Genomic DNA, 12,002 nt, shown 5'->3' on the forward strand with positions numbered 1-12,002 from the left:
TTTTTCTAAAAGACAAGTTATTTTTCTAAAAAACTTACCGTCATCCGAACGAGTGTCTCGCAACTGGCTCCTGGCTGTAAGCGAATCAAGGGCTTACCGACATTAAGGGCATTGCGGGGAGCGCTCCAAGGTTCAACACAGTAAAAATCTTTACCCTTTACCGTCCAGAAAACCACCGTGGAATAGGTGCTGTTGTAGCTGAGGGTGATCCGCATCTGCCGGCTGGCATCGGTGACACTTGTGGCTAAGCCCGTTAACTGGTTAAACGCCACATCAATTTCATCTTGCTCAAAATCAAAGGTGCCGGTGAACGGGTGTTTCGTTTGCGCTCTTTGATCTTGGTATTGGACAGCAGGAATATTAAAACGCAACTGAGTTTTGTCAAGCGCCAAAAAGTAGGGATGCAAGCCGGTGGAAAAAGGCATCGGCTCAGCCGAGCGATTTGTATAGCGCTGAAAAATTTCCAAGGCATTACCTTTGATCTGGTAAGTAAAAGCCAGTTCAAAGTCAAACGGGTAAACAGCGCGTGTTTGGTCATTGCTGGTCAAAACCAGCGTCATAGCGGCTCGCTCTTCAGTAATTTGCTCTCGCACTTCCCAGGGCAGATCGCGGGCAAACCCATGCTGTTTGAGGGTGTATGGCTGGTCGTTGTGAGTGTAGGTGTTGTCTGGCAAGTTGCCACAGATCGGAAATAAAATCGGAATTCCACCTCGCACACTCAAGTCTGGGTTGGCAAACCGGGCGGTATCTAAGTAAAGGATGTCTTGCCCTTTTACCCGCCAGCCGGTGATGATGCCACCCCGTTCTGGAACGACCTCTAGCCGAGATTCTGCGGCTTGGTCAGTGAGAATGTAGGTTTTATACTGCTGCTTTTTGACGGCGATCGCAAACACAGTGGTTATTTGTTAGTTATCAGTTGTCAGTCGGTACAAGTCAGTTGTCAAATATCAGTAGCGACTAACATTTAACAACTGACTGCGAGGCGATTTATCTCGCCTAGGCGAACACCGGCAGTTGAATTGTCTTGCGACGACGCATTTGCTCGGCTGCTAAGGTGAGAGTTTCCGCTTCTTTCTGCTTCCAATTCGACAGATTAAAAGAAGGCGGTGGAATTGCGGGCAGTTGACTTTGTTGATTTTCGGATGGCGGTGAGGGTAGGTTGGGAATGAACGGTTGTGTGATAAACGGCTGAGTGTTAATAAACTCATCCTTCGCAGCCGGTTCAGTTTCAGGAGAAGCCTCTAGCTGTTCCTCATTTTGAGGCACTTCAAGCTCTTTGGCATAGTTTCGCAGAATGATATCGCCAGGAAACACCGGCACTTTAATTGAAGAATTCGATTTCTGGGCCGGCGCTGGAGAAGGATTGGGTGTTTTTACAAGTGCCGGCGCAGAATTTTCGCCCCCTGTTGTAAATTGGGCATTCTCTAATGCCGGCGCAGAATTTGCACCTTCTGCTGCGGCAATGGATTCGGTTCGCCGAGTATTCAAGATCATCGGTGATGTCATTGGCCGCTCGAAAATATGAGAAATTTCCTCAATATAGTTGAGAATCTCGTCGCCTCGCTCATTCTTAACAACGGTTGGCTGATACTGCCTCACTTCCACCGGCAGAAACTCTACCTTCATTTTTTGCCCTTTCAGCGAGACTTTCAGCACGGCTGTATCGTAATCGCTGCGGGAATTTCCCCCGAAGATAAAATTTCCTAACGAGTAGGCAATGGGCCGGCCCTTATAAATCTCTGCACCCTGCAACACGTGGGGATGATGGCCAACTACCACATCGGCCCCCTGATCGATTGTGAAATGAGCCAATTGCCGCTGCCAATCAGCCGGATAATCGGCGAGTTCTGCACCCCAATGGTAGTTCACGATGATCCAGTCTACCTGGTTCCGGATCGCACTGATATCTTCAGCGATTTGAGCTTCGAGTAAAGGGTTGGTGCCGGCTACTTGCTCGGCGGCAGCATGAGATTCTGGATCGTAGTAACCCAGATAGGCAATCCGCTGACCTTTGACTTCAATAATTTCTGGGCGTCGTGCTTCTTTGATATCTCTGCCGGCACCCACATAGCGAATTCCTGCCCCATCTAATGTTTGCAGGGTTTCCTCTAGTCCGGGTGCCTCATAATCCATCGTGTGGTTATTGGCGAGATTGACAATATCTACACCCCCCTCTGTCAGGACTTGGACGGATTCGGGGTCGGCTTTAAAATTAAATTCTTTACCTGGTCTAATTGTCTCGGATCGCGTCAGCGGATTTTCCAAATTGACCATCGCCACATCAACTTGCCGGTATAAATCCATTTGAGCGAAGGCCCATTTGTAATCGTTGCCGGCCACATCTGCAAAGGAATCTGACAAAGTGACATCGCCGGCAAACATCAGCGTCACGATCGGATCAGTCGGATCGGTTACCTGATTGTGATACTTCACAGGGATGGTTTCTAAAGCCGCCCGCACCTCTTTGGGGCGAGTTTGTTGGCTCAGCGTCACCGCCTCAGTCGGGATAGGAGTAGAAGCAATTTTATTATTTAGAATGGCGCGGTAACCAAACCAGCAGCCAAAGGTAAAAGAAGCAACTGCTGTGCCTACCACTAGCAGGGCACGCAGCACCTTAAAATTAATTTTCTCACCGGGCAGCCAGCCAATCGCAGGCTTTCTAGACACCCCTTGCACGCGCCGCTGCTGGTTAGCTGGGGTGACAATGCGGACTGATTCTTTCCACAGAATATCGGGTTGGCCGGCACAACGCGCCACAATCCGCACACCATCTATTTCGTCTGAGTTTAGTTTCCAAATTTGGTGACAGATTGATTGGACAGTCCGCTGCTTGTCCACTGCTTGTCGGAACTCTACAAAGATTTGTAGACAGCCGGCCTGAGCGTTTTCTACACGGGCGTGAATGCCTTGAGGCAACAAGTACGTGTTTATCCAATACGTCAGCGCCCGGAAATTACCTGCTCGCGCTAAATCGATTACAGACGGTTGCCACACACTGTCTAGACTCGTCATCCTGTTCAATCCTCAACACACGCTACGCTGCTTAAAACTAACACCCTATTGAAAGTCAACTCAAGTGTTCTCCGGCAATCGGAGGCATTTGTTTAATGGCAGTTCAATCGTAGTTTACAACGGCACCTATGATTCTACGGGCAGGTTTCATTAACCTAGCTGGGAGAAAGTGTATCGATTTTTATAGACACTGCGTTCCCATCTTGAGCGCTCAGCTCCCCCGTTCTTGCCGGCGAAAGCGTTTTCAGAACCCCAGCACCGTACAACCTCGTTCCCAGACTGCAAAGAGTGATACAAATTGTCAGTGACTTCAATCACTGTGACACAAGCTTCACAATCACACCTATCGGGGATCGCTATCAACTGATCTCTCGCTAAAATCCAGGATATTTAAGGGTAAGGAATTCACAGATTCAGGATGCTCATACTGCCATGATTCGCACCCTTGTAGAATCCGCATTTCAAACAGGTTGCCTCAGCGTCGAATCGGAAGGTCTTATCCGCCAAGTTTTAGTCCTCAAGGGCTATCGCTCAGACGATTTAGACGCACTCGCTAACCTTTGTGACGCTGTCAAGGCTGGTTACATTCAACGTGAAAGTCGGGGGAGAGTCTCGCTCTTTTTAGAGGAATCCCGCAAACTCTCACAAAGTTTTCTTTTTGCGAACACTTAGCGAGAAATCTTCACTTTAACGATTTCTATGAGGCGCTGGGAAAGTGGTTTCTCGGCGTTTTGTGTCGGTGAACGGCCCTAATCCCGCCCGCGACTTTAAGTAAAAAAATTATATTAAGTATATAATTTTTGAAAAAAGCGGTTGTTTCAGTGCCTTTTTAAGCATTCAAACAGTGGTAGGATTGGCGAAGTCGTTCATTACTTGGCTGAAATATTGCGATGGCAACTGCCACTTCCTATCCCAACGCACCTGATGTGTCTACCGAAGACTACCTGGTAGTAGGCTTAGCCACTTGCTTTATCAAAGAAGATGGCGAAGTCCATGAAGTTAAAATAATTGAGCCTATCCCTTCGGCAGCTTTAGAAGCAATTCTCAAAGGAATTCCCACTTCTTACCAAATGGCTGTTAGCACAACCGTGGGGGCAGTGTTAGATGGTGAAACCCCTCAAAAACCGGCCCAGTTTCCAGCAGATGCTCAATTCTGCGATGAGTTTTCCTTCCGGACGATCGCGGCGACTCGCACCTACAAAAGCCGTACCTCCGCTCAATCACACCTTCCTTTAGGAACCGTGCGCGATGACTTTAATTATTCCTTGGAACGCAAGCGGGTGCTAAATTCCCACCGGATTATTAAAGCAGAAGACAATGTGAAGCAGCACGAGTACACCCACAAGGTACTGTGACAAAAATCAGAATTCAGAAGGTTGACAAGGTTCTGAATTCTGATTTTTTATTAAGATTTTAAGAGATTGCCGGCCCTGTCTCACCTCAAAGGTCAGCCGGCAGCTTCTGGAATGCTAAAAATACGCCGGCTTGAGTGACAGACGCCTGAAGGCTCGTTTCCCCTTGAAATACGGCTTCCATTCCCCTGCCGGTTGGGGAAAAAAGATAATTCACGATTAAATTAATTTAACCTTAAAGATAGAGGAAATTTTTCTCTCTCTCGGATTTTAAAACACTTCAATAAAATTGAATGGAGTTATTTTGTATTCCTGCTTACTTTCTAAATTCACAGATAACTCTTTCTTGAGATATAAGTAACCCACAAGAAAAGCTGTTAATTTAAAAATAGGTAATAATTAACTCCAAAAACAAGCAAAAGTTGGAAAGCTTTGGGTGTTTCGCTTTGGCTTCATTGAAACTTCAAACAGTAAGGTATTCTCACTCTTAATTGGATAATTATGCACTGACTCCATGAAGCAAAATTAGGCAGGCAGTATTAAGTAGAGTTAGCAATAACAATTCTGTTTAGGGGAAGGAGTTCTAACAATAAATATAAAAACGCGAGCAATAAAGCCTGTTATTTGTTGGAAATTATATCTTGACAGCCAATTAACTTAGTCTTTGTCAAAAGTAAAGATGAAAAAATTAGGTTTTTAGCAATATAAAATTGATTAACTATAAAATGAAATATTTAACTTTGCAATAATATTTTATTAGTAAGTTTGAGGTATAGAAACCTATTACTTAATCAAACATTGATTAAAACCGCATTTAATTTTTCATGAATCATAATCAGAGGTTTTCAAATTTTTATAAAAATGAATATATTTCTCGTTAAAAATCCAAGAATAGGGGAGAATAATGATTCAGTTATTAGTTAATATCTTAGAAGTTACTTTGGGAACATTTTATGGAAAACGTTTTTACGCACGCTGCTTTGTGCTGGAAACAATCGCTCGTGTTCCTTACTTTGCTTATCTGTCAGTGCTTCACCTTTATGAAAGTCTCGGATTTTGGGATAAATCTGATTGGCTGAAAATTCACTTCGCTGAAACTTGGAATGAATTGCATCACCTGCGAATTATTGAAGCGCTGGGGGGAAATGAGCGTGCCATTGACCGTTTTATCGCTCGCATAGGGGTTCTTTTTTACTACTGGGTTCTGGTTTTTATCTATATGATTTCACCCCGAGCTGCTTACTACTTTAACGAGTTAGTGGAAGAAAAAGCCCACCACACCTATGATAAGTATTTAAACGAGTGTGAGGCGGAACTTAAAAGCCAGCCGGCACCGGCAGTGGCAATTGCTTATTACCGAGATGGCGATCTCTATATGTTTGATGAGTTTCAAACGTCTCATCTGCCGGCACAGCGCCGGCCAAAAATCGAAAATCTCTATGATGTGTTTGTGGCTATCCGTAATGACGAAATGGAACACGTTAACACGATGAAGGCTTGTCAGAGATCGGATGCGAAGGAGATTATAAATAGCCCTCATAGTGCTGAGGTTAAAGCTCAATCTCAAGAAGATTCAGAGGTGTCCGATAAACATTTAGTTTAATGGTTAGAGGATTTGGATTTTTTAACCGCAGATTAACGCAGATTAACGCAGATGAAGGCGATAGTCGGTTGTTGGGTATCAGATAAGCGCAGATGAAGGCGATAGCCGGCTATTAGGTATCGCCTATAAGTTTGATGGTGGGTGGATGGGTTTTATCTGGGGTTTTTAAGATTTCACCGGCAGTCTTAGGTAAATGAGCCGTCTGATTACTTTTCTGCGTCTTCAATTAGTTTTTTGAAGCGGAGATAGGCTTGTTCGGGTGTGAGGGGGGGAGATTCGTTTTCGTTGGGGATGTAGTATTGCCGGCTGTCTGGAAAATGACGCACGAGAAAACTTGGAATTAGCCCTAATTGCATTGCTTTTTCCCCAAGCTGATCTGCGGTTTCTGCGAGGGTGTATTCATCGTGAAAAGGCGCTTTACTCATTGATGTTTGTCTCCTTAATTCATAGTGTGTGCAATGTGTTCGGTTATAACCGGCCCTCTGCAATTTGAGGTGCCGGCAATACTTCTGGATCGTCGTCCAGCGATAGCAAGAATTAAATTAACTGATCTTGATCTTGGCTGGTGAAACCGGCTTTCTCCTCGACCCAATAGGAGTGTCCCCTACCTTCTGCATTCATTATTGCCGGCCATTGCGATCAGCAGGCCGGTGTTGAGGTCTGTATTGGGTGCGCCTTCTAGGATGCGACCCGTATCTTCTTTAACGGCTGCGTGATATAGGGCGCAGGTTACACCGGCTTTCACGCCACCCAAAGCAATTTTGGTGCGAATTCCCAACGGAATCAGGGAACTTGCGGGCACATCTAAGCCGGTGTTGAGGAGGGTGCCGGCTTTAAAGGTTTTTCCGCCAACCGTAATATCTTTATCTAGGGGCACTTGCAGGTTTTGTGTCGGTTTTCCTTGGAGTGCCAAAATTGCTTTTGTTAGACTGCCTACATTAATCGGGCCATCGAGAATGGCACTGACATCGGTGAAGAAAACCTCATTACCAAAGGTTTGCGTGTAAAAACTCTTGCGACCGAGTGCTAGTAAATCTTCTGTAACCTCAACTGCACCATTTTGGGGTGATAGAAACTCACGCCCCTCGTCGGTTTGCAGCAGGTTTGTGGCCTCTTCTGGGCTGACAGTGTGGCCCAACACATCGTATGAACCGATTTCCTTGGGTGCCGGTTTTGTGGAAGGGGTGTAGGTGAGGTATCCACTGGGCGGTCTTGCCGGCAATGCCAGTTCAAGGCGGTAAGCCAGAAAGCCAATCACGAGGAGAATCAGCGACAGTAAAATAGCTGTGCGCCATGATTTCCTTGTGGACTGTGTCTCACCCATCAGATCCCTCACTCAACACTTTTTTGGTTGTTCAAAGCCGGTTTTTCACCCACTCCAAGTACACGGAAACTGAAGACAATTTGTTACAAACTGTTGGGGCAAATGTTGAGCGTTTAAATTTATCCTATTCCGCTCAAGGCAGAGACATTTCTGCCTCAAACTTTGCCCCACTAAGAACTGAGAACTCAAGAGTTAGGACTCATTCTTACCTGCTTGCCGGTGCCGTGCAATTTCGGATCAGGTAGTGGTGCATCAGGACCCGGATCTGGGCCTAGCGGCTGAGGATCTTCCACATACTTGAACTCGCCTTTGCCATCCATCGATTCGCCTTTCGCCCAGCGACCTTCTGCGCTGTCCGTACCGTCGGAGTGGTTCCAGAATTGATAAGAAAACTCTGTTTTTTCCAAGTCTTGCGGGAAAGAACTTGGCACCGGCGTTGTTTCCAGTCCGGAAGATTCCAAATCTTCAATCGCTGCTAACCACAGGTTTTGGTGCATGGTGTCGCGGGCGATCATAAAACTGAGGGTATCTTTCACCCCTGGATCGTTTGACATTTCATACATCCGCACAGCCTGTAGCCGGCCTTGTGATTCCGCATGAAGATTTGAGCGGAAGTCTGCCAGTAAATTGCCGCTAGCGACGATGAAACGACCGTTCCACGGATAACCGACGCTGTCAGCGGCTGTGGCACCCCCACCGGAGACAATGGCGTGTTGGGGGTTCATGCTTCCCAGGATCACATCGCGGGGGTTGCTGCCTCCCATCACCGCACCCACGACGGCATCTTTGAAGCCTTCCTCTTGCTGGGCAACCGGGGCTTTATCCAGCAAGTGGGCGATCATTGTAGCGAGCATTTCAATATGCCCGATTTCTTCTGTTCCCACATCAAGCAGCATATCGCGGTACTTAGCCGGCCCTCTGCAGTTCCATCCTTGGAAAAGGTACTGCATCATCACCGTCATTTCGCCAAAGGTGCCGCCGATCAATTCTTGAATTTTCTTGGCGTAGACTGGATCGGGACTCTCAGGCCGCTTGTAATACTGCAGTTGCTTTTTGTGATAAAACATCACGAACTCCTAAATTGGTGTTTGCTTGATTGATCGCACCGCACATTCTGCAACACAATCCTCAAAAGACAGCAACACATTCACAAGTAATTGCTGTGTTGCTATTTAACTTTTAACGTTTTTGCGCGGCTAGAGTAATCGACCAATAGAAAGACAAAAACCTCAACAGGTGGTTCTATTGCTATAACTTTGGATTAGGTTTATTCATCACGTCCGTGAATTTGTGCCGGCGGACTGGTCGCTTCAACTGCTGTGAATGCTTCCAAAATTTTGTAGCTATGGCTAGCTCCTTTTGGCACGATCCAAGAATTACCAGGCTCAAGTAAAAGTGTCTGACCTTCTATGTGTAGTTCAGCACGTCCTGCGATTACATAACCAACCGTTTCATACTCACGTTGCGCTTCTGGCTTGGCTTCGCCCGGTTGCTCATCTTCCCAAAGGCGCATGGAAACTGTTGTGCCTGATGCGAGATATTTTTGCCCCATTTCCCCTTTTGGAGAATGAGCCGAGTCTACTTTCTTCACACTGGTATCAGCCATCATCATCTCCATGTTTTTAAAATGTGCCGGTTAACACTAAAGTTTGAAACATTTAGAGCCGGCAGTAGTCTGGCCGTCGGGCAAAGCATTCGGATAACCTTTAGTTTGTTCGCTTACTTAGCGCCCCAAATACTTTGCCCCTAGAGTTTATGTGGTTGTATAATCTGCATCCATCCAGCAGCGCGGCAGGTCTTCTCCGGAGGGGAAAATCAATTGACTCTTCTTAAATGAAGCCGTGTTTTGTTCTTCTTGTCCATCTTGATCGCGTCCTTCTATCTCCTGTTGAGTCGGCTTAAACAGCGCTTCAACATTTTCAATTTTAATTAAGCTGCCCGTTTCTTTGTCTTTCAAAAACATGATTTCTCCTTATTTTGTGAGTGAAAAAGATAAAATAAAGGCAAGTCAACCTTTATTTTTTTTGTGAGCCGGCACCCCATCCCCCTATTAAGAGAAACGTTAAATCTCTCTTAACAAGGAGGTTTGTTTGGTGGCACATCCATAATCCCTGACAGTTTAATGAGTGCCGGCAGCCGGTAATTTTGGCATCAGCCATCCAAAATTGAAACGCTGCATCTCTTAAGGCTTCAAAACGATTTTGATGCAGTTGTCTTTTTTATTGCAGAAAATATCATAGCCGTGCGGGGCTTGGTCTATTGGCAGACGATGGGTAATCACAAACGTTGGATCGATGTCGCCATTTTGAACGTGATCGAGTAACTTCTCCAAATAGCGATGGACGTGGGTTTGCCCGGTTTTCATGGTTAAGCCTTTGTTCATGAAGGCACCCATCGGCATCTTGTCTACAAAGCCGGTGTACACACCCGGAACCGATACAGTCCCGCCTTTGCGACAAGCCACAATCGCTTGACGTAATACATTAGGTCGATCAGTTTCTAAACGGACTGCTTGCTTCGCTTTGTCATAGAAGCCTTCTAAACCCAGTCCGTGCGCTTCCATGCCGACCGCATCCATCACTGAATCTGGCCCGCGCCCTCCAGTCATTTCTTTGAGGGCTTCCCCTACCTCAATTTCCTCATAGTTCAAGACTTCTGCCCCGCCGTCTTTGGCCATCTGGAGGCGTTCCGGAACGCGATCAATCGCAATCACTCGTCCCGCGCCTAGCATCAGGGCACTTCTAATCGCAAACTGCCCAACCGGCCCGCAACCCCAAATTGCAACGGTATCTCCAGGTTCGATGTTGCAGTTTTCTGCGGCCATGTAGCCGGTGGGGAAAATATCTGTGAAAAATAGGACTTGGTCATCTGTCAGTCCATCGGGAATCTTGAACAACCCGACATCTGCAAAGGGAACGCGGGCATACTCTGCCTGACCGCCGGCATACCCGCCGGTTAGGTGGGAGTAGCCAAACAGACCGGATGGGGAATGACCCAGCATTTTTTCCGCCATCCAAGCATTGGGGTTGGAATTGTCACATAATGACGATAAACTGCGGTTGCAAAAGAAGCAGTTACCGCAAGAAATGGTGAAGGGGACAACAACGCGATCACCAACAGCGAGGTGTTTGCCTTTGTCATGGATATTTCCATTCTTAAAAGCACTACCCAACTCAACAATTTCCCCCATGAATTCATGACCCAGGATGTCGCCTGGTTGCATGGTGGGATTGTAGCCGTTATACAGGTGCAAATCAGACCCGCAGATTGCAGTTGATGTGATTTTGATAATCGCATCACGCGGATTAATGAGTTTGGGATCGGGAACTGTTTCAACTTTTATATTGTTTGTGCCTTCCCAGCAAACTGCTTTCATGGAATTATTTCTCCTAAATATAAATGAGGTTGGCAAATCGTAAGTTCGCAACAAGCAAGCACAAGCGCGTTTTGTCAGAAAAAAGTCGCAGCTTGCGCTTTTTGTTCAGTTGAGCTTTTTAAACTTGCACGAGCCGATTTTATAAACGGTGCTTCCGTTTATTTGCGGCCCGAAGTTTGGCCTTCTGTGGTTGCTAGTTCGCCGGCTTCCATGAGTTGTTTGAATCGGCCCAAATCATCGGAAATTTGCTGTTTGGGTTCTTCTCCAAAAAGTTTGGCAAATGCGGCAGCTAGTCCGCCTCCAGGCGGGTTATATTCCAGCACAACTTTTACTTCTGTGCCCTGATTTGCCGGTGCCGGTTTAAAGCGTATAAACCCAGAATTTTCGATATCAGCACCTTCGACAGACGCCCAAGCAATCAATTCATTTTCTCGCTCGTCGATAATTTCTGCATCCCATTCGACGCTGTTACCTAAAGGCGCGTTAGCAATCCAGTGTGAGCGCTTGTCATCGCTAATGGTTACAGATTTGAGATGCTTCATGAAACGCGGCAGATTTTCAAAGTTGCGCCAGTAGCGATACAGTTCATCTGCCGGCTTATTAATCGTGACGGTTCTTTCTACTTTGATGCTTTGGTTCATCCCAATTGCTTCCTGTGCTTGCTGTACGGTGCTTTGTTTCGTGGCACCTTGATAAATCAAACCGCTTCCAGCTACAGCCATCAAAGCGCCTCTCAAAGAGCGTTCTTTTAAGCCCATGAGGACTAAAGCACCACCGCCAATTAAGGACGCCCAGCGTTCGGTTTCGCCGGCTTCTGTTTTATTTTGTTGCTGGCTGCTTTCGTTTGATATATTTTCCATCGATCTACTCCTTTCGCTTAAGTTCATCTAGATAAGTTGATTTAGCTTAATTTTTATGAAAATTAATACTTTCAATAAATCATCTATCCTAATTCGATCAAAACTGGTTTGAAGAAGTCCGGGATAAATGTTTATTGTTGTCAGTAATTTTTGAGAAATGAAGCCAAGATTAGGAACTTAGGGAGCGAACGCGGCTTTATTTAAAAAATTGAGGAATTTAGATAACCGCATCAGACCTCGCAAGCTGTCAGTTACTAAAGACATACTTTAAAGGTATAAGTAACTAGGCGTCGTCTATCTGAAGAAGTAAACTGGCTAATTTTAAGCTGCTTGGGGAAATTTTTGGAAAAAATGACTGCCTGTGATGTTGTTACCGATACACTCATTCTGCAAAACGAGTTGCAATCGCTACATCGGTCAAGGAATGCGATTGCTTTGCACCCTTTTATAGCTTTTAGTCATCCTCATGGGGACA

General features: G+C 46.0%; 13 protein-coding genes. 3 read left to right on the forward strand and 10 right to left on the reverse strand.

Annotation, left to right across the window (positions count from 1 at the left end):
• Positions 1–17: 17 nt before the first annotated feature.
• Both H6F73_RS16530 and H6F73_RS16535 read right to left on the reverse strand, forming a co-directional pair.
• Positions 18–893 (reverse strand): aldose epimerase, encoded by an 876-nt coding sequence (locus H6F73_RS16530; RefSeq protein ID WP_190759857.1) that lies wholly within the window; start codon positions 891–893, stop codon positions 18–20.
• Between the two features lie 103 nt (positions 894–996).
• Entirely contained in the window at positions 997–3,012 is a 2,016-nt protein-coding gene (locus H6F73_RS16535; protein ID WP_190759860.1) for a CapA family protein, read from the reverse strand.
• Positions 3,013–3,444: 432 nt separating this feature from the next.
• Between H6F73_RS16535 and H6F73_RS16540 the strand changes: the two genes are divergently transcribed.
• Complete coding sequence (locus tag H6F73_RS16540; protein ID WP_190759861.1) at positions 3,445–3,684, forward strand: hypothetical protein; 240 nt, start codon at positions 3,445–3,447, stop codon at positions 3,682–3,684.
• Between the two features lie 218 nt (positions 3,685–3,902).
• Positions 3,903–4,367 carry a hypothetical protein gene (locus tag H6F73_RS16545; protein WP_190759863.1) on the forward strand — a complete coding sequence of 155 codons (465 nt, stop codon included), beginning with the start codon at positions 3,903–3,905 and terminating at the stop codon, positions 4,365–4,367.
• 85 nt (positions 4,368–4,452) lie between these two features.
• Here H6F73_RS16545 and H6F73_RS27050 read toward each other — a convergent pair whose 3' ends face one another.
• The gene (locus H6F73_RS27050) at positions 4,453–4,581 is read right to left on the reverse strand and encodes a hypothetical protein (RefSeq protein ID WP_277882619.1); all 129 of its coding nucleotides are present in this window, start codon (positions 4,579–4,581) and stop codon (positions 4,453–4,455) included.
• Between the two features lie 687 nt (positions 4,582–5,268).
• Between H6F73_RS27050 and H6F73_RS16550 the strand changes: the two genes are divergently transcribed.
• Positions 5,269–5,967 (forward strand): alternative oxidase, encoded by a 699-nt coding sequence (locus H6F73_RS16550; protein ID WP_190759864.1) that lies wholly within the window; start codon positions 5,269–5,271, stop codon positions 5,965–5,967.
• 206 nt (positions 5,968–6,173) lie between these two features.
• On the opposite strand, the gene H6F73_RS16555 is transcribed toward H6F73_RS16550, so the two are convergent.
• The 7 genes from H6F73_RS16555 to H6F73_RS16585 all read right to left on the reverse strand — a co-directional run bounded on the left by H6F73_RS16555 (position 6,174) and on the right by H6F73_RS16585 (position 11,527).
• Positions 6,174–6,392: a hypothetical protein gene (locus H6F73_RS16555; protein WP_190759866.1), complete on the reverse strand. Its 219-nt coding sequence runs from the start codon at positions 6,390–6,392 to the stop codon at positions 6,174–6,176.
• Between the two features lie 179 nt (positions 6,393–6,571).
• Positions 6,572–7,291, reverse strand: coding sequence for a hypothetical protein (locus H6F73_RS16560; RefSeq protein WP_190759868.1), 720 nt, complete (start codon positions 7,289–7,291; stop codon positions 6,572–6,574).
• Between the two features lie 185 nt (positions 7,292–7,476).
• Complete coding sequence (locus H6F73_RS16565; protein WP_190759869.1) at positions 7,477–8,358, reverse strand: manganese catalase family protein; 882 nt, start codon at positions 8,356–8,358, stop codon at positions 7,477–7,479.
• A 200-nt stretch (positions 8,359–8,558) separates the two neighbouring features.
• A complete protein-coding gene (locus H6F73_RS16570) occupies positions 8,559–8,897 on the reverse strand; it encodes a cupin domain-containing protein (RefSeq protein ID WP_190759871.1) in 339 nt (112 codons plus the stop codon).
• Positions 8,898–9,044: 147 nt separating this feature from the next.
• Positions 9,045–9,254, reverse strand: a complete 210-nt coding sequence (locus H6F73_RS16575; protein WP_190759873.1) for an acetyltransferase — start codon at positions 9,252–9,254, stop codon at positions 9,045–9,047.
• 219 nt (positions 9,255–9,473) lie between these two features.
• Complete coding sequence (locus H6F73_RS16580) at positions 9,474–10,667, reverse strand: zinc-dependent alcohol dehydrogenase (RefSeq protein ID WP_190759875.1); 1,194 nt, start codon at positions 10,665–10,667, stop codon at positions 9,474–9,476.
• A gap of 158 nt (positions 10,668–10,825) precedes the next feature.
• Positions 10,826–11,527 carry an SRPBCC family protein gene (locus H6F73_RS16585; RefSeq protein WP_190759877.1) on the reverse strand — a complete coding sequence of 234 codons (702 nt, stop codon included), beginning with the start codon at positions 11,525–11,527 and terminating at the stop codon, positions 10,826–10,828.
• Positions 11,528–12,002 lie beyond the last annotated feature (475 nt).

Source organism: Microcoleus sp. FACHB-68 (genome assembly GCF_014695715.1).
Taxonomy (GTDB): Bacteria; Cyanobacteriota; Cyanobacteriia; order Cyanobacteriales; family Oscillatoriaceae; genus FACHB-68.

Excerpts from the sequence above, each read along its gene's own strand:
- H6F73_RS16540 (WP_190759861.1), top strand. The coding sequence starts at position 3,445 with ATGATTCGCACCCTTGTAGAATCCGCATTTCAAACAGGTTGCCTCAGC.
- H6F73_RS16575 (WP_190759873.1), bottom strand. The coding sequence starts at position 9,254 with ATGTTTTTGAAAGACAAAGAAACGGGCAGCTTAATTAAAATTGAAAAT.
- H6F73_RS16550 (WP_190759864.1), top strand. The coding sequence starts at position 5,269 with ATGATTCAGTTATTAGTTAATATCTTAGAAGTTACTTTGGGAACATTT.
- H6F73_RS16560 (WP_190759868.1), bottom strand. The coding sequence starts at position 7,291 with ATGGGTGAGACACAGTCCACAAGGAAATCATGGCGCACAGCTATTTTA.
- H6F73_RS16555 (WP_190759866.1), bottom strand. The coding sequence starts at position 6,392 with ATGAGTAAAGCGCCTTTTCACGATGAATACACCCTCGCAGAAACCGCA.
- H6F73_RS16565 (WP_190759869.1), bottom strand. The coding sequence starts at position 8,358 with ATGTTTTATCACAAAAAGCAACTGCAGTATTACAAGCGGCCTGAGAGT.
- H6F73_RS16545 (WP_190759863.1), top strand. The coding sequence starts at position 3,903 with ATGGCAACTGCCACTTCCTATCCCAACGCACCTGATGTGTCTACCGAA.
- H6F73_RS16585 (WP_190759877.1), bottom strand. The coding sequence starts at position 11,527 with ATGGAAAATATATCAAACGAAAGCAGCCAGCAACAAAATAAAACAGAA.
- H6F73_RS16570 (WP_190759871.1), bottom strand. The coding sequence starts at position 8,897 with ATGGCTGATACCAGTGTGAAGAAAGTAGACTCGGCTCATTCTCCAAAA.
- H6F73_RS16580 (WP_190759875.1), bottom strand. The coding sequence starts at position 10,667 with ATGAAAGCAGTTTGCTGGGAAGGCACAAACAATATAAAAGTTGAAACA.
- H6F73_RS16535 (WP_190759860.1), bottom strand. The coding sequence starts at position 3,012 with ATGACGAGTCTAGACAGTGTGTGGCAACCGTCTGTAATCGATTTAGCG.